At 60.5% G+C, this 19,116-nt stretch carries 18 protein-coding genes and 1 pseudogene; 7 read left to right on the top strand and 12 right to left on the bottom strand.

From position 1 onward, the window contains the following. Positions 1-11 precede the first annotated feature (11 nt). The 4 genes from ACZ1HN_RS11295 to ACZ1HN_RS11280 form a co-directional block, all read right to left on the bottom strand. Entirely contained in the window at positions 12-2,096 is a 2,085-nt protein-coding gene (locus ACZ1HN_RS11295) for an alpha-galactosidase (RefSeq protein ID WP_299603576.1), read from the bottom strand. Then, the gene (locus ACZ1HN_RS11290) at positions 2,093-2,941 is read right to left on the bottom strand and encodes a carbohydrate ABC transporter permease (RefSeq protein WP_472727553.1); all 849 of its coding nucleotides are present in this window, start codon (positions 2,939-2,941) and stop codon (positions 2,093-2,095) included. The genes ACZ1HN_RS11295 and ACZ1HN_RS11290 overlap by 4 nt, the downstream gene beginning before the upstream one ends. Position 2,942: 1 nt before the next feature. Further along, positions 2,943-3,938 (bottom strand): carbohydrate ABC transporter permease, encoded by a 996-nt coding sequence (locus ACZ1HN_RS11285; RefSeq protein ID WP_299603579.1) that lies wholly within the window; start codon positions 3,936-3,938, stop codon positions 2,943-2,945. A 142-nt stretch (positions 3,939-4,080) separates the two neighbouring features. After that, a complete protein-coding gene (locus ACZ1HN_RS11280) occupies positions 4,081-5,310 on the bottom strand; it encodes an ABC transporter substrate-binding protein (protein WP_299603581.1) in 1,230 nt (409 codons plus the stop codon). Between the two features lie 238 nt (positions 5,311-5,548). On the opposite strand from ACZ1HN_RS11280, the gene ACZ1HN_RS11275 reads away from it, so the two are divergent. Together ACZ1HN_RS11275 and ACZ1HN_RS11270 are read left to right on the top strand one after the other, a co-directional pair. Beyond that, positions 5,549-6,301, top strand: a complete 753-nt coding sequence (locus tag ACZ1HN_RS11275) for an IclR family transcriptional regulator (RefSeq protein ID WP_472729310.1) — start codon at positions 5,549-5,551, stop codon at positions 6,299-6,301. Between the two features lie 12 nt (positions 6,302-6,313). Beyond that, on the top strand, positions 6,314-7,375 hold the full coding sequence (locus tag ACZ1HN_RS11270; RefSeq protein WP_472727552.1) for an ABC transporter ATP-binding protein: 1,062 nt from the start codon (positions 6,314-6,316) through the stop codon (positions 7,373-7,375). 301 nt (positions 7,376-7,676) lie between these two features. Here ACZ1HN_RS11270 and ptsP read toward each other — a convergent pair whose 3' ends face one another. The 6 genes from ptsP to ACZ1HN_RS11240 form a co-directional block, all read right to left on the bottom strand. Beyond that, a complete protein-coding gene (gene ptsP, locus ACZ1HN_RS11265; RefSeq protein WP_472727551.1) occupies positions 7,677-9,914 on the bottom strand; it encodes a phosphoenolpyruvate--protein phosphotransferase in 2,238 nt (745 codons plus the stop codon). 140 nt (positions 9,915-10,054) lie between these two features. Continuing rightward, positions 10,055-10,768, bottom strand: a complete 714-nt coding sequence (locus ACZ1HN_RS11260) for a DUF4344 domain-containing metallopeptidase (protein ID WP_472727550.1) — start codon at positions 10,766-10,768, stop codon at positions 10,055-10,057. Positions 10,769-10,810: 42 nt separating this feature from the next. Next, positions 10,811-12,049 (bottom strand): aspartate kinase, encoded by a 1,239-nt coding sequence (locus ACZ1HN_RS11255; protein ID WP_299209090.1) that lies wholly within the window; start codon positions 12,047-12,049, stop codon positions 10,811-10,813. A 194-nt stretch (positions 12,050-12,243) separates the two neighbouring features. Then, a complete protein-coding gene (locus tag ACZ1HN_RS11250; protein WP_299209088.1) occupies positions 12,244-12,885 on the bottom strand; it encodes an SDR family NAD(P)-dependent oxidoreductase in 642 nt (213 codons plus the stop codon). A gap of 6 nt (positions 12,886-12,891) precedes the next feature. Then, complete coding sequence (locus tag ACZ1HN_RS11245) at positions 12,892-13,332, bottom strand: DUF1178 family protein (protein WP_299209086.1); 441 nt, start codon at positions 13,330-13,332, stop codon at positions 12,892-12,894. A gap of 55 nt (positions 13,333-13,387) precedes the next feature. Further along, complete coding sequence (locus ACZ1HN_RS11240) at positions 13,388-13,849, bottom strand: NUDIX hydrolase (protein ID WP_299209084.1); 462 nt, start codon at positions 13,847-13,849, stop codon at positions 13,388-13,390. 189 nt (positions 13,850-14,038) lie between these two features. Here ACZ1HN_RS11240 and modA point away from each other — a divergent pair, with 189 nt between their 5' ends. The 3 genes and pseudogenes from modA to modC all read left to right on the top strand — a co-directional run bounded on the left by modA (position 14,039) and on the right by modC (position 16,522). Then, on the top strand, positions 14,039-14,770 hold the full coding sequence (gene modA, locus ACZ1HN_RS11235) for a molybdate ABC transporter substrate-binding protein (RefSeq protein ID WP_472727549.1): 732 nt from the start codon (positions 14,039-14,041) through the stop codon (positions 14,768-14,770). Then, positions 14,767-15,459: a molybdate ABC transporter permease subunit gene (modB, locus tag ACZ1HN_RS11230; RefSeq protein WP_472727548.1), complete on the top strand. Its 693-nt coding sequence runs from the start codon at positions 14,767-14,769 to the stop codon at positions 15,457-15,459. The genes modA and modB overlap by 4 nt, the downstream gene beginning before the upstream one ends. Continuing rightward, positions 15,456-16,522, top strand: a pseudogene (gene modC, locus ACZ1HN_RS11225) (molybdenum ABC transporter ATP-binding protein). The gene modB and the pseudogene modC overlap by 4 nt, the downstream one beginning before the upstream one ends. On the opposite strand, the gene ACZ1HN_RS11220 reads toward modC, so the two are convergent. Together ACZ1HN_RS11220 and ACZ1HN_RS11215 are read right to left on the bottom strand one after the other, a co-directional pair. After that, the gene (locus ACZ1HN_RS11220; protein WP_472727547.1) at positions 16,515-17,273 is read right to left on the bottom strand and encodes an EcsC family protein; all 759 of its coding nucleotides are present in this window, start codon (positions 17,271-17,273) and stop codon (positions 16,515-16,517) included. The pseudogene modC and the gene ACZ1HN_RS11220 sit on opposite strands and share 8 nt — an antisense overlap. Positions 17,274-17,304: 31 nt before the next feature. Next, entirely contained in the window at positions 17,305-17,790 is a 486-nt protein-coding gene (locus tag ACZ1HN_RS11215; protein ID WP_472727546.1) for a GNAT family N-acetyltransferase, read from the bottom strand. 89 nt (positions 17,791-17,879) lie between these two features. Between ACZ1HN_RS11215 and ACZ1HN_RS11210 the strand changes: the two genes are divergently transcribed. Together ACZ1HN_RS11210 and ACZ1HN_RS11205 are read left to right on the top strand one after the other, a co-directional pair. After that, positions 17,880-18,485 carry a flavin reductase family protein gene (locus ACZ1HN_RS11210; RefSeq protein ID WP_472727545.1) on the top strand — a complete coding sequence of 202 codons (606 nt, stop codon included), beginning with the start codon at positions 17,880-17,882 and terminating at the stop codon, positions 18,483-18,485. After that, entirely contained in the window at positions 18,482-19,114 is a 633-nt protein-coding gene (locus tag ACZ1HN_RS11205) for a CatB-related O-acetyltransferase (RefSeq protein WP_472727544.1), read from the top strand. Before ACZ1HN_RS11210 ends, ACZ1HN_RS11205 begins: the two co-directional genes overlap by 4 nt. The last annotated feature ends 2 nt before the right edge of the window (positions 19,115-19,116 follow it).

The raw sequence follows: 19,116 nt of genomic DNA, 5'->3' as shown, positions 1-19,116 counted from the left end.
AATTCAAAGGGTCAGGCAAGGTCGCCCTTGATCACCCACATCCGTTCCGGGAAACTCCATGGCAGCGTTAGGCCATGATACATCAGATACGCACCGCTCACCACGAACGGCCCGGTTTTGAGCGCATTCTGGCCGCGTGACAAATGGCTCGCGTCGGCGCGGTTTACAAGCTCAACACGATACTTCGCATCTGGTGACAAACGGGTCAGACGCAGGGGGCGCGGGGCAATCTGATCGCTGGTCGCAGCCTTGCCTGCGAATACTGCAAACTGCCCGCCGCCCTCTTCCAGATGCTGCTCGGCAAAGACGGCCGGATCAGCGCTATCAAGGCGCAGGATATCGGCGCCATACATCCAATCCCGGTTCTGCTTCCACCACCCCGTCACCTCGGTTAGCACATGCTTTTCGTCATCCGTCAGCTCACGCGGATCCATCTCGAACCCCATGTGCCGCTGGGCCGCAACCCAGGCACGGAAACGGATGTCGAGCGTGCGCCCAGACGTATGACAGGTGCGCGGCCCCACATGCGATCCAGTCACCGCCATCGGCAAGAAAATCGATGAATTGTGCTGAATGCGCAGCCGCTCGACGGCATCATTGGAGTCGCTCAACCAAACCCGCTGCGTCCGCTCCATGATACCGAAATCAATCCGGCCACCGCCCGACGCGCAGCTTTCAATCTCAACATCCGGAAACTCACGCCGCAAGCGGTCCAGCAAGGTATAGGACCCGCGCGTCTGCGCCGCATCGGGCATCGGCAGCACACGGTTGTGGTCCCATTTGATGTACTCGATGTCGTGGCGGCTAAGAATATCGCTCATCCGCGCAAACAGGAACGATTGCACCGCAGGCAGTGCCATGTTCAGCGCCATCTGCTGACGGCCCATGATCTGATCCTCGCCCCCCAGCGCCCAATCGGGATGGGCGCGGAAGATGTCGGAATTCTGGTTGATCATCTCTGGCTCGAACCAGATGCCAAAGGTCATGCCCAGCGACTTCACATGGTCAATCAGCGGCGTCAGGCCTTGCGGGTACTTGCGCGGGTCAACCTCCCAGTCGGACAACGCCTGTGTGTCGTCATCCCGGTTCCCGAACCAGCCATCGTCGAGCACGAAGCGTTCTGCTCCCAGCTTGGCGGCGCGCTCGGCAATATCCTTCAACTCATCTAGGTTGTGGTCGAAATAGACAGCTTCCCAGCAATTATAGTGTACCGGGCGCGGCGCATCTGGGCGCGGGAACGTGACGATCCGGTCGCGCAGATGGCGCTGGAAGGCGACGGCGCAGCCGTTCAAACCGTCATCCGAGAACACGGCATAGACCTTGCCCGTGGCAAAGTGTTTCTGTGCTGCCCCTTCAACACGAGCGGCATGACCGAACTGGATCTGACGGCGCCCATCGGGCAGTTCTTCGGCGACCATGCGGTGCCCGCCGGACCACCCATAGTGAAAGGCATAGGCGTGACCCGAGGCATTCGACGCCCCACGCACTGGTACGATCAAGCCGGGGAAATGCTCGTGCCCTGTCCGGCCGGTGCGGTTCTCGCGATAGCGGATGCCGGGCGACCAAGGCGTGCGGTTCATCTGGAACTCGCCGCACCAGCGGCCCGCAAAGTCGATCATCTCGTCTGCAAGCTGTGGCGCCGGAAACACCGGTGCGGACAGCCAGTGCAAGTGCATGGGTTCCAATGCATCCAACTCGGCACTCGCCTCGATCATGTGCGTGTCGGGATCGATGGCAAACCGCGCGCGATAGGTCAGCACCCGGTCCTGATCCATGTAGGTCAGGATCAGCACGTTGTCGGCCACATCCGACCGCTCAAGGCAGAACTTCGGAAGGAACGGCGTGCCGTCGCCGTGCCGGATGATCAGGCCCGGCTGTCCGGGAAAGGACCGCGTTGCCTCCGGGCAGATGCTGAGTTCGGGATTCGCATCCAGCATTCCGCCCGTCACATCAAGGGTATAAGCCTCGTAGAGAGTCGTCAGATCTTCTTCGTCCGGCAGGCGCGGTCCCCAATAGACAACCTCCGCCAATCGGCCCCTGTCGGAGCCGAGGACCAAAGTCTGACGCCCGTCATCCAGGCGCCAACATCTTATCACTTAACAGCCCCCAGCGTCAGACCGGCAATGAAGTGCCGCTGCATGAGAAAGAAGCAGACAACTGGTGGGATCGCCGCCAGCAGAGACGCCGCCGACACCAGATGCCAATTGTTCACAAACTGCCCGTTGAGCGCTCGCACACCCGCCGTGATCGGCTTGGCACTTTCGCCTTGGGTCAGCACGTTCGCCCAGAAGAAGTCGTTCCAGACAAAGGTAAAGATCAGCACGGCGAGCGCCGCGATGGCGGGCCGTACGAGCGGCAGAACGACGTACCAGAAGATACGCCATTCAGCGACGCCTTCGATCCGCGCAGATTCCACCAGATCAAAGGGCAAGGCCTTGATGAAGTTCCGCATGAACAGCGTGCAGAAGCCCGTCTGGAACGCCGCGTGGAACAGGAACTGTCCCGCGATCGTGTCATAGAGGCCCGTTTGGACCGACATATCCCGCACCGGCACCATCAGGATCTGGAACGGGATGAAGTTGCCCGCCACGAATAGGAAAAACAGCGGCAGAGCGACCCGGAACCGGTAGATCGCCAACGCGTAGCCCGCAAGGCACGCCAGGGCGACGGAAATGATAACCGTGGGTACGGTGATCAGAACCGAGTTGATCATGTACTGCGCCGCGGCCGACTGGGTGAAGACCGCTGTGTAGTTGGCGATCAGAGCGAACTCGCTGGGCCAGCCAAACACGTTGCCCGAGTTGATGTCCGCCGCCGACCGAATCGACGTGAGGAAAATCGCCAGCAAAGGCAGAAGCCACATGATCAGGGCGACCGGCAGGAACGCCTGGTAGGCCGCCTTGACCGTGGTGCCGGATTTTTCGATGGGACGTGGAAACATCTCAGCGCCCTCCCTTTTCATCCTGGTACATGCGCCACAGGAAATAGCTGATGAAGAACAACATGATACCGAACAGAACCGTCGCAACGGACGAGCCATAGCCGTACCGTTCGCCGTATTCGGAAATCGCAACTTCAAACATGTAGTGCGACAAAACGTTGGTTGAGCCGAAAGGTCCGCCCTGAGTCATAATGGCGATCATGTCGAAAGACCGCAGAGCACCGATCACTGTCACCACCACAGCAATGAAGGTGGCAGGCTTCAACTGCGGCACAACCACGTACCACAGCATCTTCCAACCCTTGGCTCCGTCCAAACGCGCCGCCTCGATCTGGTCAGCCGCCACGTTGTTCAGCCCGGTGAGATACAGGATCATGCAGTACGCAATCTGCGGCCACAGACCGGCGGCAATGATGCCGTAGGTCGCCCACTGTTCACTCGACAGAATATCGGGCACGGGGCGCTCGCAAATAAAGGTCGTGTTGCCAAGGATGTTGGTCGTTTCCTCGCAGAACATCGCCTTCCACACGGTCCCCACCACACCGAAATCCGGGTTGTAGAACCAGCCAAAGATCAGGCCGACCACCACCTGTGAGATCACGAATGGAAAGAAGAACATCGACTTATAAAAGCGCATCCCCGTCACCGTCTGGTTCAGGAACAGCGCGATAAAAAGACCCAGCGGAACCGCGAGCATGTAGAGGACCAGCCACGCAATGTTATTGCGGAGGGACGTCCAGAAATTGGGGTCATCCCAGAGCTTCACGTAGTTCTGGAACCCCACCCAAACGGCGGTCGAGTTGCCCTCGGCATCATAGAGACCGTTCCACTGATAAAGCGACAGCCACAGCGATTCAAAGATTGGGATGACCACATAGATCGCAAAAAAGATCAGGGCGGGGATCAGGAAAATCCACGGGGCGATGGCCAGCTTGTTGCGCCTGAGCCATCCCGGTTCAGACCGGGTTTCGGTTTCGGGCAAGACCGCATGTGTCATGGTCAACCTCCTGAGCTGGGGCATCTGTCCCCGCGGGGACAAACATAACCTTTTGAAACCACACGAATTAATATGTGTTTACAGAAGGTTAATCGATAAAATGAAGAAGGGGTGGGCACGACATGCCCACCCCGGAAAGGTCTTAGTAAACCTCGGCTTGGACTTCATCCAGACGCTGCAGGATCGCGTCTTTCTTGGACGGGTCCAGCATGAACTCCTGGAAGCCTTCCATGCCCGCCTTGGCCATGGCCGCAGGTGCGTCACGGTCATAGAACTGCGCCAGACCGGTGGCCGCGTTCAGCAGGGCAAAGCCTTCCTGGATGAACTTGTCATCCGAGATGTCCGCCTTGGAGTTGATGGGCAGCTGGCCGATGGTCTTGTTCCAATCGGTCTGCACATCGGGACGCGCGACAAAGGCCAGGAATTTCTTGGCGTCTTCAACGTTCTTGGCGTTTGTCGGGATAAAGAATGCGTCCGCAGGCGCTTCTTCCGCCGGAGGCACATCCGCGCTGATCGTCGGGAACGGCATGAAGTCGATCTGGTCTTCGGTCAGGCCAGCGTTCTTGTAGCCGTCGACCGAGAAGTTGCCCATCACGTACATCGCCGCGTCACCGTTGGCGAAAGGCGCAATCGCGTCCTGCCAGGACATCGAGGCGTGGTTGTCGACAAAGCCGCACTCGTTGATCAGCTGCTCCCAGTTGTCGAAGGTCGCGACAATGCGGGGATCGGTGTACTTGATCTCACCTGCTGTCAGTGCGTTGTGCACGTCATAGCCGTTGGTGCGCAGGTTGATGTAGTCGAACACACCGGCGGCGGTCCAAAGGAACTTGGTGCCGATGGTGAAGGGCGTGACGCCGTTCTCTTTCATCTTGCCGCAGGCCGCCAGCAACTCGTCCCATGTCTGGGGCTCTTCCAGCTCAAGCAGGCCAAAGATATCTTTGCGGTAGTAGATACCCCACTGGTAGTAGGAATAGGGCACACCCCAGATCTTGCCGTCGCGGCTCATGGTTGCCTTGATCGCCGACAGATCTTCGGAGAAGCCGTTTTCTTCCCATACATCATCGACGGGCTGGAACAATCCTGCGTCAACAAAGGGAGCCATACGGTTGCCCGGGTACCAGCTGGTCACGTCAGGCGCGTCAGCGGTCAGGAAGTTGCGGATCGCCGTCTTGTGCGCTTCGCGGTCGTTGATGTTGACGATCACGTTGATGTCAGGGTTTTCAGCCTTGAACTTTTCCACGGCATCTTCGAAGCCCTTTTTCGGGCCTGGATTCAGGTCATCAAAGTTGATGACCAGGTCGCGCGCGAATGCGGTGCCAGCAACAGCTGACAGAGCAATGGCCGCAACCGCGGTTTTAAGATTAAGGAACATGGTTCTCCTCCCGTTGGTTCCATTACGCTTCGCCGCCGAGCCTGAAGTCTTCCTGTCGGCGCCGAAATTCAGATTTTCTTTGACACCGGCCCCCGCATTGTGGAAGTTCCACATAGTGAAACCGGTTTCCAACTATTGGAACTATGCGGGGACACGACGCGCAGGTCAACAAGTTTCATGCGTGGCGTCTTGGGAGGAGACAGATGAATAATGCAGCCCCCGTTCGGGGGAGGGAACCATTGCCAAGGCGTTGGAAGTGCTGGACCTTGTCGCCCAGCTGGAGCGTCCTGTGCGGTTTTCCGAGCTGCTGTCATTGTCGCCCCATCCCAAGGCCACATTGTACCGTCTTGTCCAGACGCTGACCGCGCTTGGGATGCTGCGATATGACACCGATCGCCAGACTTATGCCCCCGGTTTGCGCCTTGTCCGCTTGGCCCATGCCGCTTGGCGGCAGAGTTCTTTGGCCCCTATCGCACGCCCCTTTATCGACGAACTGAGCACGCAGGTCGGCGAAACTGTGCATCTTGCGCAGATGGATGGCGGTCAGGTGCTGTATGTCGACAAACGCAATGCGGCAGAACCGCTTGAGATGTTCAGCCAGGCGGGCAAGGTCGGCCCGGGATATTGCACCGGCGTGGGCAAGGCGATGATGGCTTTTCTGCCCCCTGATGCGCTGGACATTGCCCTGTCCCAGCAAGCGTGGTTCGCGCATACGGCGCACACGCATACCAATCGCGAATCGCTTTGCGCTGAATTGGACGAGGTTCGCGCAGAGGGCGTGGCGTACGACCGCGAGGAGCACGAGCCCGGCATCATATGTGTGGCTGCCCCGATTCTTTCGGATGCAGGCCGCTCGATCGGCGCGCTGAGCGTCACCACATCCACCGCACGCAAATCCCTGGCCGATCTGGGCCAGCTTGCGCCGCATCTTCAATCCACTGCGCGCGACATCGCGAGTGCCGCTGCCAATTGGCAGTTTCCAAGTCAATAAGGGAGGACCACCATGACCGGTGTGACATTGCAAAAGGCCATCAAGAGGTACGGAGCCACACAGGTCATCCATGGTGTGGACCTGACCATTGAGGATGGAGAGTTCTGCGTCTTTGTTGGCCCGTCGGGCTGCGGCAAGTCGACTTTGTTGCGCATGATCGCAGGGCTGGAGGAGACGAGCGACGGCCAGATCAACATCGGCGCACGCGATGTGACCCATATGGACCCGGCCGAGCGCGGGGTGGCCATGGTGTTCCAGACCTACGCTCTGTACCCGCATATGACGGTCGAGGAAAATATGGGCTTTGGCCTGAAAATGAACGGTGTCGACAAGGCCGAGATCAAGCGCAAGGTCGATGGCGCGTCGAAGATTCTGAAGCTGGATGATTATCTGAAGCGCAAACCGGCCGCCCTGTCCGGCGGTCAGCGTCAGCGGGTGGCCATTGGCCGGTCGATTGTGCGCGGTCCCGAGGTGTTCCTGTTTGACGAACCACTGTCGAACCTCGATGCCGAATTGCGCGTGGACATGCGGGTGGAGATTGCCCGTCTGCACAAGGAGCTGGGGACCACGATGATCTATGTCACCCACGATCAGGTCGAGGCGATGACCCTGGCCGACAAAATCGTGGTGCTGCGCGCGGGCTACATCGAACAGGTCGGCAGCCCTATGCACCTGTATCAGGACCCGGACAACAAGTTCGTGGCCGGGTTTATCGGTTCACCCGCAATGAACTTCGTCAAGGGCGTTGTGGAAGATGGCGGTGTACGGGTGCCCGGTCTGGCCGACCGCGTGATCCCCACATCTGTATCCCTGCCCGCGACGGGAAGTGAAGTGACCGTTGGCGTGCGCCCACAGGACATGGCCTTGGATCAGGGGGCGTCACCGATCAAGCTGGACATCCGCGAACGGTTGGGCGGCGTGGCCTATGACTATCTGACCACCCCTACCGGAGAACGTCTGATCGTCGAGTCGCGTGGTGATATGGCGATGGACGAAGGCACCGAAGTGACCGTAAGCTTTGAGGATGATCGCGTGATGTTCTTTGACGCCACATCGGAGCAGCGGCTGCGCTAAGCGGTTTCGGACGCAAAACAGGCCGCCATCTGCGATGCAGGTGGCGGTTTTTTTGTGCTTTGCGAAGGGGGCGAGTGAGCTGTGAGTACTTCTTTGTTTTATCCGTTTATTGAAATTTATTGCGCAATATTACGGTATAAATATAAAATAAAGTTGAAATAAGAATATAATTTAGCTGACGAGCTCTGTCTTGACCCCTGACAGCACTACAGTACCGCGAAAACCTGCATCACGGCTGAAAATGACACAAAGCGTTCAGACACCGTCGCGAGAATTTGATTCTGGACGACTTTGCAGGGCATCAACCCTGATCGCGCAAATAGTCCATAATGGCCGGCCTGACGCTCATATCACCCCTGTGGCGTGCGTCAGCAATGACTTTGCGCACTTCGTCCAGATTTGAACGTCTTAACAATGACTTGACCGGACCGATGGACGCCGGGCGCATGGACAGGCTACGCAAACCGATGGCTGCAAAGCAAAGCGCCTCAACCGGGCGACCTGCGTCTTCACCGCAGAACGACAGCGGCGTATCTGTCTGGTCGCAGCGCTCAACGATGCGCTCGATGAAGCTGAGAAAAGATACATTCAGCGTGTCATAGCGCCGCCGCACCCGTTCATTCTCGCGGTCGGCCGCAAAGAAGAACTGCTTGAGGTCGTTGCCCCCGATGGACAGGAACTCCACCTCTTCAAAGAACTTCTGCGGGGAAAAGGCGAGACTTGGGGTTTCCAGCATCGCACCCACCTTGAGGGCCTCCGGCAGCACATGGCCCAGCCGCGCCTCACGCTCCATGGCTTTGTCCACCTCGGCGTGGGCACGGGTGTATTCTTCGTATTGCGCGACAAAGGGGAACATCACCGTCAATGGACGGCCGTTTGCCGCGCGGATCAGGGCCTGCAACTGCATCCGCATCACGCCCGGTTTGTCCAGCCCCACGCGGATCGCGCGCCAACCCAACGCCGGGTTCGGCTCATCGTTGGGTTTCATGTAGGGCAATACCTTGTCCGACCCGATGTCTAGGGTCCGGAACACCACCGGCTTGCCACCCGCAGCATCCAGAACACGGGCATAAAGCGCCGACAGTTCTGACCGCTTTGGCATTTGATTTCGGACAAGAAACTGCAATTCTGTGCGGAACAGCCCCACACCTTCTGCCCCGGACCCCTCCAGCGACGGCAGATCAGCCATCAATCCCGCGTTCATGTGCAACGACACGACCGATCCGCAGAGCGTCTCGGCTGCCTTGTCACGGATGGAGGCATAACGCTCAACCGCTGCTGCCTGCATCGCCATCTTGTCGCGAAAGGCCGTGACCACCGTGTCATCCGGGCGCAGGTGAACGATCCCCTGCTCGCCATCTACCATCACATGATCGCCGTTCAACGCCTCAAGCGTCGCCCGGTCCACATGAACGATCAGCGGAATCGCCAGCGCACGCGCAACGATGGCGGCGTGGCTGCCGACGGAACCGGCTTCCAGGATGATGGCCCGCAGGTTGCGCCCATAGTCCAACAGTTCGGCTGGTCCGATATTGCGTGCCACAAGGATGGGGTCCGCCGGCATCTCGGCCCCGGTGTCCGCCCCCTGCCCGGTCAGAATACGCAGCAGACGGTTCGACAGATCGTCCAGATCGCTTAACCGTTCCCGCAGGTAGTTGTCGGTCGCCTGCCCCATACGCGCCCGGGCCAGCGATTGTTCCTTTTCCACAGCAGCTTCCGCGCTCAGGCCATTGCTGATGTCCTCTTGCATGCGCCGCATCCACCCTTTGGAATTGGCAAACATGCGATAGGCTTCCAGCACCTGCGCCTGTTCCTTGTCAGCGGCCAGCGCCAGCATCTTGTCGACACCTACGCGCAGTTCCTCAACCGCTTCGGTCAGCCGCTCAAATTCGCGATGTGGGTCATCGGCGATCGGGTTCGTGACAACGACACGTGGCTCATGCAGCCAGATATGTCCTTCGGCCACGCCTTCCTGGGCGACGGTGCCACGCAGCATCGCGGGCTGCGAATGGCGCGCGCCCATGGCAGCACCTTCCCCAACAAAGGCACCAAGCTCTGCCATTTCAGCGAGGACCATGGCGACAACTTCAAGCGCATAGACCTCATCGGCAGAAAATTCGCGCGCTTCCTTCGATTGCACGACCAGCACGCCAAGCGACTCGCCCAGCCGCTGGATCGGCACACCGAGGAAGCTGGAAAACACTTCTTCCCCCGTCTCGGGCATATAGCGGAACCCGCGCGCGCTTGGGGCATCAGCGGTGTTCACAACCTGCCGACTACGGGCCACGCGACCCACCAAACCTTCCCCCAAACGCATCCGTGTCTGATGAACCGAGTCCGGGTTCAGCCCTTCGGTCGCACAAAGCTCAAGCGTCTCTTCATCTCGGAACAGATAGATCGAACACACCTCACACCCGATGCTGTTCGCAATCAGATGCGTGATCTTGTCCAGCCGCGCCTGGCCCGGGTCATCCCCCGCCATCGCGTCGCGCAAGCGGCCCAGCAGCTTGCGGCTTTCAGTTTCAAGGCGTTCGGCCATTGCCGCGCTGTCCCCACGTCCATTCTGCGACATCAGCTTAGATCACAGCAACACGCAAAGAGAAACGCCAAAGCGACCTGCCAGCCGCCATTATTCCCGCTTGAGTAGTATTTGCGCTGTAATCCGCGCCAGCAGGCGGATCACTCTGCCAACTGGGCAACCATCCTGTCGACATAGGCGCTGCATAGGAAAATTCTGCGCCCATTGCGCTGCCAGCCGGCCGTTCCGTCACATTGGGCCAGGTCCAGCGTGATGCGCGAATGCCAGTCGATACGGGAAAGTATCGTCAGAGCGTCCTCGACCAGATCGCGATTGGCGATGGCAATCGCTTCCAATTCCGGGTCCGCGCGCAGGCCCACCTCGGTCACGCGCGCCTCTGGGTCGATCCACAGCGGTGCAAGGGTCCGCCGCCAGCTGCGCAACAGTTCGGGGGCAATATCGGCGCAAGTGTCCCGCGCGTCTTCGTCCATTGCGTTGCGATCTGCCAACGCGGTGTAACGATCCGGATCAAAGCCATACAGCAGGCAAATCATGCGCCCGGCCATTTGATCATCCGGGCGGTATTCGGAAAACGGGCCAGGCCGAGCGCCATCGGCGCGATGTTGCGCGGCGCGCGCCTCGATGATCGCTTCGGCCCGGTCAGTTAGCGTGAGATAGATGAAGGTGGTGGCGAAATCCTCGGCGATGTCCTCTTCGGGGCCAAGGATCGGTAGATCGAATTCGCGCAAAACGGCGTGCCCTGCCTCATGCGCGATGACATGAAGCAGCGCGTTCCCGACCCGTTCGGGCAAAGTGTTGGCCAAGGCCGGGATCGCATAAATGGAAAGGATCAGAGCGTAGAGCGTGCGCAACATAGGATCGTCCCTTGACGTCTCGGTTGCGCTCTACATGGGGGTTCAGGCGGCCTTGTCCAACTCGAACGCATCATGCAGGGCCTGAACCGCCAATTCCATGTATTTGCGGTCGATCAGAACGCTGATCTTGATCTCGGACGTGGTGATGACCTTAATGTTGATGCCCTCGGCGCTCAGGCATTGGAACATCTTGGCCGCAACCCCGGTGTGGCTGCGCATCCCGATACCCACGACGCTGATCTTGGCCACATCCGTGTCGGCGATCAGTTCGTGGAAATTGATGATCCCTTCGCCCTTGGCTTCGGCCATCGCCCTTTCGGCACGTGCCACCTGGTCTGTGGGGCAGGAGAAGGTCATGTCTGTCCGCCCCTCTTCCGAGATGTTCTGGACGATCATGTCCACGTTCACGCCCGCATCGCTGAGCGCCGAGAAAATGGTGGCGGCGATGCCCGGGCGGTCCGCGACCGACACCAGCGTCATCTTCGCCTCGTCACGGGAAAAGGCCACACCGGCCACAACATTGCTTTCCATGATATCCTCCTCATCGCAGACCAGCGTCCCGGCCTCGTCGGATTGTTCCTCGAAACTGCTGAGCACGCGCAGTTTGACCTTGTAGCGCATCGCCAGCTCAACAGACCGGGTTTGCAGCACCTTGGCGCCGAGCGATGCCAGTTCCAGCATCTCCTCGAAGGCGATCTTGTCGAGCTTGCGCGCCTTGGGGCTCACACGGGGGTCAGTGGTGTAGACGCCATCGACATCCGTATAAATGTCGCAACGCTCCGCGTCGAACGCGGCGGCAAAGGCAACGGCGGTGGTGTCCGACCCGCCCCGGCCCAGCGTTGTGATCCGGCCTTCGGGGCTGATCCCCTGAAAACCTGCGACCACAGCCACGCGCATGCCTTCGCCAAACTTGGCATTGATGTTGTCAGGCGGGATCTCTTCGATCCGGGCGCTAGAATGCGAAGAGTTGGTTTTGAGCGGCACCTGCCAGCCCTGCCAGCTGCGCGCCGGAACGTCCATTTCTTGCAAGGTGAGCGCCATGAGGCCCGCCGTCACGTTTTCACCCGACGACACCACGGCGTCATATTCGCGCGCATCAAACAGGGGCGACGTTTCATTGACCCACCCCACCAATTCGTTGGTCTTGCCGGACATGGCGGACACGATGACAATCACATCATAGCCCTTGGCCACCTCGACACCCACGCGCTTGGCGGCGCGCCGGATGCGGTCCAAAGTGGCCACCGATGTGCCACCGAATTTCATCACGAGAACAGGCATGAAAGGCCCCAATTTTCCGTCCGCCTGCCTTTATCCCCCCGTATGCGGAGTTGCAAGGACAGCCCAGCAACACGTGACATGCGGCCTTCTTCTGACTGAAAATACCACGGGGAGTGTGAGGGGCAGCGCCCCTCACAAATCAAATCGAGCCGCGCGCCAGCGCGTCCATTGAACCACAGCTTGACGCACCGCACTCAGTACGCGTGGGCGCGCCCGTCCCATGTTTCAAAACAGCCGGTCGTTTCATGGCTCAGGGTGTCAAACCGCTCCACCAAACCTGACACTGCCTCATCCACCGTGATGTCGGCGCCTCCGCCGCCCATATCCGTTTGAACCCAACCCGGATGATAGATACCCACCGCCACCTCCCCCGCAAGCTCAGAGGCAAGGTTACGACCAAGGTTCAGCGCGGCGGCTTTGGACGCACGGTAGATATAACTGCCACCCGGCGCACGGGTGTGCGAAGCCATCTGCGACGAGATGATTGCGATACGCGGTGCGGGCGCTGCTCGAAGGTTGGGCAACAGGGTCTGTATGGTCAGAAAGACGCCCGTTACATTGGCCGCAAAACTCTGCGCCCACAGATCGGGGGCATAACCGGTCTCAAGCTCATTGCCCTTGTCCAGATAAACGCCAGCATTGCACACCAAGAGATCAATAGGTCGCCCCTCAAGCTGAGCAGCCATTGCGCGATGATCGGACGGTTGGGTGACATCCAGCGTGACCTCGGCCCCAGACGACCGGCCAGTGCCGGTCACATCATGGCCCTGTGCGCGGTAAGCCTCGGCCAACCCGGCTCCAATGCCTCGCGTGGCCCCGGTGATCAAAACATGCATGAAAAATCAGTTCGCTTTGCGTGATGGAACAAAAGGAAGCGGCGCAACCGGCACGCCGTCTTCAATCAGACGCTTGGCTTCTTCGCGGTTGGCCTCGCCCCAGATCGGGCGATCGGGCTGTTCACCCAGATGCTGTGCCAGTGCCTCGGATGCAAAGTTGCCACCCACATAGGTTGCGTTCTTCTCAACCGTCTCGCGCATCTGGATCAGGGCCGCTTCCACCTCTGATCCGGGTTGGCTCAAATCAGTGCCGGTGTCAGACACGTCAGTTTCCGTCGCGCGCGCGGTGCGGACGCGCGGTGCCATGATCGCTTTGTCCACATTCGCACTGCCACAGATCGCGCAAGACACGTGCCCAGCTGCCTTGAGACCATCAAAGGCATCTGCGCTGGCAAACCAGCTTTCAAAGCCGTGCCCATCGGCACATTTGAGTGTGTATTTGATCATCGTGATTCACACATATGCGACCCGGCGGTGCCGTCAAAGGCACAAAGATCAGAAATCAGACCAGAAACCTTGGGTCAAAGTCACGCAGGATGCGCGACAATTCGGGGGAATCCACCATTTGCGCCGCCTTTTTTCGTGTCACCCATTTGCGCTTCCGCTCTGCCGCCTCAGGGTAGTCGGTGGACAGTGACTTGACCTTCACGGCGTAGACCATGGCCGCGACAGGCAGGCCGTCGTCGTCGCCCATATGCTTGTTGTACGAAAACATGCCAAGCGGGCGTTGGTCAGCACGACCAACCACACCGGCCTCTTCCCACGCTTCTTGCGCGGCACTATCGCCGGGTGTTTGTCCATCGATCGGCCATCCTTTTGGAACGATCCACCGCTTGGTTCGGCGCGACGTCACCAGAAGCACCTGAACCTTGTCGTTCTTGATGCGGTAGCACAGCGCGGCGAACTGCGTCCGTACGTCTGCTTTCTTGGCGCGCCCCAGCGAAAGGGGAAGCTGTTTTATCATCGGGGCCGTCACTGCCCTGCCCTCCGTTATTCGGACTGTTATACTGGAATTAACCAAGAAAGACCAGTTTCGGCCCGTAACTACGCACCGTAACGTGAAAAAAGCGTTACATGCGCCGGGAACACTGGGGCCGAACCGCACCGTTTTTGGGCTTGAGCGCAAGCCGCCATTGCCCAATAGTTCTGCCCGATGAAAACTCCAAGATGGATCAAGGGCTTGTCCTTCGCTTGTACGGCGTGGCTCGTGGCAACCGCCAGTGCTGCAGAGACCGTCCGAGTCTTTGCAGCCGCCTCGCTGCAAGGTCCACTTGATGAAGTAGCCCACGCGTGGGACGGCGAGGTTGTCATCAGCTACGGCGGCAGTGGTGCAATAGCGCGTCAGGTCAGCCAAGGGGCACCCGCCGATGCCGTTATCCTTGCGAACGTCGCGTGGTCCGATTGGCTAGTGCAAGAGGGTCATGCCCCGGATACAGCGCGACCACTTCTATCCAATACCCTTGTGATCATTGGCCCTTCAGGGGCGCCTACCCTGCCCGGCCCCGAACCGGAAACGATCCTCGCGCGGCTTGACGGCCGGCGGCTCGCCATGGGTCAGCACATGTCCGTGCCCGCGGGGATATATGCGCAAGCATGGTTAGAGGGCATGGGCACATGGACCGCGCTGCGCCCCAAGTTGGCCGAAACCGAGAATGTCCGTGCCGCCCTGGCGCTCGTCGCGCGCGGAGAAACGCCATTGGGCATCGTTTATGCCTCGGACGCGGCCGCGAGCGATGACGTGTCCGTGGTGTTCGAAGTGCCTGCCGATGCGCACCCGCCCATTTTGTATCCGGGTCTCGCCCTGAGCCCCGGCGGGTCCGCCTTCCTGGATCATGTCGCGACGCATTCCGACGTTTTCACCGCCGCCGGGTTTCGCCTGCCATGATGCTGGATGAAGCCGGATGGACCGCCCTGCGCCTGTCGCTGCTGGTTGGCGTAACTGCCACGCTGTTGGCCTTGCCCCTTGCCATCTGGATCGCTTGGCTGCTTGCCCGCCGGGATTTCTGGGGCAAATCGGTGCTGAACGCGCTGGTCCATCTGCCTCTGGTCCTGCCCCCGGTGGTCACTGGCTACCTTCTGCTTCTGTCTTTTGGCCGTAACGGCCCTGCGGGGCGCTTTCTGGAAGAGACATTCGGTCTTGTGCTCGCCTTTCGCTGGACCGGTGCGGCACTGGCCGCCATGGTCATGGGCTTCCCCCTGATGGTCCGCGCCATTCGCCTTGCCATCGAAGCCGTGGATCCCAAAATCGAGGATGCGGCCCGCACCCTCGGCGCCCCCGGTTGGGCCGTCTTCGGGTCTGTCACCCTGCCCTTGATCCTACCGGGTGTGCTGGCTGGTGCCGTCATAGGCTTTGCCAAGGCCATGGGCGAATTCGGGGCCACCATCACCTTTGTCGCCAACATCCCCGGAGAGACCCAGACCCTGCCCTCGGCCATCTACGCCCTGTTGCAGGTGCCGGGCGGAGAGGATGCGGCGATCCGGCTGGTCCTCTGGGCCTGCATCATCGCACTGGGGGCCGTGGTCCTGTCCGAATGGCTGGCCCGCCGGGTCGCGCGCCGGATTGCGGGCACATGACGCTGTCGGTCGCCCTCCGCCACCGTTTTGGTGATTTCGCACTGGATGTCGCGTTCGAGGCCGGACCGGGTGTAACCGCCCTGTTCGGTCGCTCGGGTGCGGGCAAGACCACCATCGTGAATGCCGTTGCGGGCCTGCTGCGCCCCGATCATGCGCAGATCACGCTTGATGGGCTGCGCTTTGACACGCTGCCCGTGCACAAACGCCGTGTGGGATACGTGTTTCAGGATGCCCGCCTGTTCCCGCACATGACCGTCGCCGACAATCTGGATTACGCCAGCCGCTATGGTGCGCGGGCTTCGGATCGCCCCCGGATCATCGAAATGCTCGGGATTGGTGCCTTGCTGGATCGGCGCCCTGCAACGCTTTCAGGCGGAGAGAAACAGCGCGTGGCCCTTGGGCGCGCGCTTCTGTCGAACCCGCGCCTGTTGCTCATGGACGAACCACTGGCCGCGCTGGATGGCCCTCGCAAGGCCGAGATCCTGCCCTATCTCGACCGCCTCAAGCGCGAAGCGGGCGTGCCGATCCTTTATGTCAGCCATGCCGTGGACGAGGTTGCACGGTTGGCCGATCACATGGTGCTGCTGGCCGGGGGCGCGTGGCGCGGCAGGGGCCGATCTTTGACGTGATGGCCGATCCGGCTGCCGTGCCGCTACTGGGTGTACGTGAGGCTGGTGCAGTACTCCGAGCGCGGGTAGAGGCGCATGGAGAAGATGGTCTGAGCACCCTCCAGCTTGCTGCAGGCAGCGTCCAGTTGATGGGTGTGCAAGCCCCCGTTGGGGCAGCAGTGCGCCTGCGCGTGCTGGCGCAGGATGTACTCTTGTCCTTGTCACGTCCCGAAGGGTTGAGCGCGCAAAACACTCTGCCGGTGACCATCACCGCCATTCGCGCGGGCGACGGCCCGGGCGCAGCGATCGCACTGGACGCAGGCGGTGACGCGTTGCTTGCAAGGATCACGGCGCGGGCGGTGCAGACCATGGGTCTGCGCGAAGGGCAGTCTGTGTTCGCCGTGATCAAGGCAACCTCTGTTGCCCAATCCGCTATCTCGGGCGGCGCTACTTGAGCGCCAGCACCTCGGTCCGCAGCCGATCTACCATGGCTTCGTGCGGTTGATCCGCCTCGACCGCGAGACGCCGTAGTCCGAAATGCACATGCGCCATGTCGGTGTAGTAGCTGGTGTAGGCATAATTCGTTGCGGCCCCGGCCACGGCGCCCAGAACGGGCACGGTCTGTGCCGCCAGCTTTTGCCCCATCACCACGGCAAGCCTCGGGGCAACGCGTGCGACCAACGCCTGCATGGCAGCGCCGCTCAGCGCCATACGGGCGGACAGAAAGGCGATATCCGCCCCATCGTCATGCTCAAGGGGGCCTGCAGCGGCAAAGACCTGAACACAATCAAAGCGTACCGAGTCCATTGCAGGGTCAAATCCGTGCTCTACGGCCACGCCTTCGATCACGCGCAACAGCAGCGTTGTGGTCACGGGCAGCTCAGCCAATGCAGTGGGCAGACCACCGAAGCCACCTGCCGCACCCATCGCGGCACTGACGGTTGCGTTCAGCCACTCGGCCTGATCCGGCACCACGCTGCGCGACTTATTGGCCGCGCCCAGCGCTTGCACCAGCGCGGCACGGGTCGCCCCATCCAATTGATCGCGTACGGGACCGGGTAATCGACCCAGCAGCCCGTCGGCCCGCGTACCAAGAGTGTTGAGGACCTGAATGCCAAGACCACCCGCAGCCTTGTAACGGCGGGCCAGTCGATCCAGTTCGGCATCTGTGTCCAAGGGTTTGGGAACAAGGATAATTTCGTTCATGCCTTCAACATGGGAAGGCACGGCCGCGTTATCAACCGAAACGCATGACGTCGCCGCGCAAACCAGTCCACGCACCAACCTTCAGGTCGCGGCCCAGCACACGTTCAGGGTTGGTGGGCGGCGGCATGATGACCCCGGGCAATTTCTGGAACCCGAAACGGCCGTAATAAGGGGCATCGCCCACCAGCATCACCCGGTCCCACCCGGACTGCACCGCCTGCCCAAGCGAGGTTTCGATCAATTCGCCCCCAAGCCCCTCTCCTTGCCGGGTGGGGTGGACAGCCACCGGCCCCAGCAAAAGCGCTGTCTGAGCCGCGATCTGCACGGGCCAATACCGGATCGCACCCGCAAGGATGCCGTCGATATCCCGCGCCACATGGCTCAATCCCGCAACCGGGGGAACGTCATCGCGCAAACGGTAAGATGACAACGCCTCGCGCCCCGGTGCAAAGCACAGGTCATACAGGGCCTCGACCTCCCACCGATCGTCGGGCGTCTCTGTGCTCAGATGATACATGGGCGGTGCGTTCGGTCCGGGGTCTTATGGGCTGGAACCCGCCCTAGCATGCAGGTAACCCTTGCGCAAACGCACGAAACGGAGCCCGCATGTTTTACCGCCCCGCCGATGGCCACGGCCTGCCCCACAACCCGTTCAACGCCATCGTAACGCCCCGCCCCATCGGCTGGATTTCGACCCGGGGCAGCGATGGATCCGACAACCTTGCCCCTTATTCTTTCTTCAACGGCGTGGCCTATGTCCCGCCACAGGTCATGTTCGCATCAACCAGCACCAAGCCCGACCGCGACGGGACAAAGGACAGCGTGGCCAACATCCGAGATACAGGCGTGTTCTGCGTGAACGTGGTGGAGTACGCGATGAAGGACACAATGAACCAGACATCGGGCGAATGGTCAGCGGACACGGATGAGTTTGCGCTTGCCCAAATCGACAAGGCGGACTGTTCCGAGATCAACTGTGCCCGTGTCGCCGCATCCCCGGCCTCACTGGAATGCCGCATGACGCAAATCACCAAAATCGAGGGGGAAGCCAACTATGTCGTGTTCGGCGAAGTTGTGGGCGTGCACCTGCGGGACGACTGCATCGTCGACGGCATCTTTGACGTGCTGCAATACAATCCGCTCACGCGGCTGGGATACCGCGACTATTCGGTTGTACGCGAGAAATTCAGCCTGAAACGACCCGGCGAATGACCTTTCCAGACGCCGGACGCGCCTATCCCATCACCCTGCCCGACGGGTCGGATCACCAAGGGACCGTCTTTCTGAACAGGGTCATCGATCACCCTGGGTGGGAGATCGGTGACTACACCTACGCCTCAAACTTTGCCCCGGTAGCGGATTGGGCGGCGCATCTGGCCCCCTACATGTTCGGATACGGACCCGAAAAGCTGCGGATCGGCCGGTTTTGCCAGATCGCACACGGGGTGCGGTTCATCACATCCGGCGCCAACCACGCCATGGATGGATTGACCACCTTTCCCTTTCCCATCTTCGACCAAACGCAAATGGCGGGTTTTCAACCGGACACCCGCGACACGGTGATCGGACACGACGTCTGGCTGGGATACGGCGCAATCGTGTGCCCCGGTGCGCGGATCGGCAACGGTGTGATCGTCGGGGCCGGAGCCGTGGTACGGGGCAGCATTCCGGACTACGCCATTGTTGCCGGCAATCCGGCACAGGTGGTCAAGATGCGCTTTTCCGATGCTGATATTGCAACACTCAACCAGCTCTGCTGGTGGGATTGGCCCGCAGACCGCATCGCGGAAGCAGTGCCCGCACTGCAGGCCTGTGACGTCGAAGCATTGACGACCTGCTGATC

The organism is Tateyamaria sp. GN1-10 (assembly GCF_055693845.1).
The sequence above is the reverse complement of the archived record's forward strand: the minus strand, read 5'-3'. Positions and strand labels throughout refer to the sequence as shown.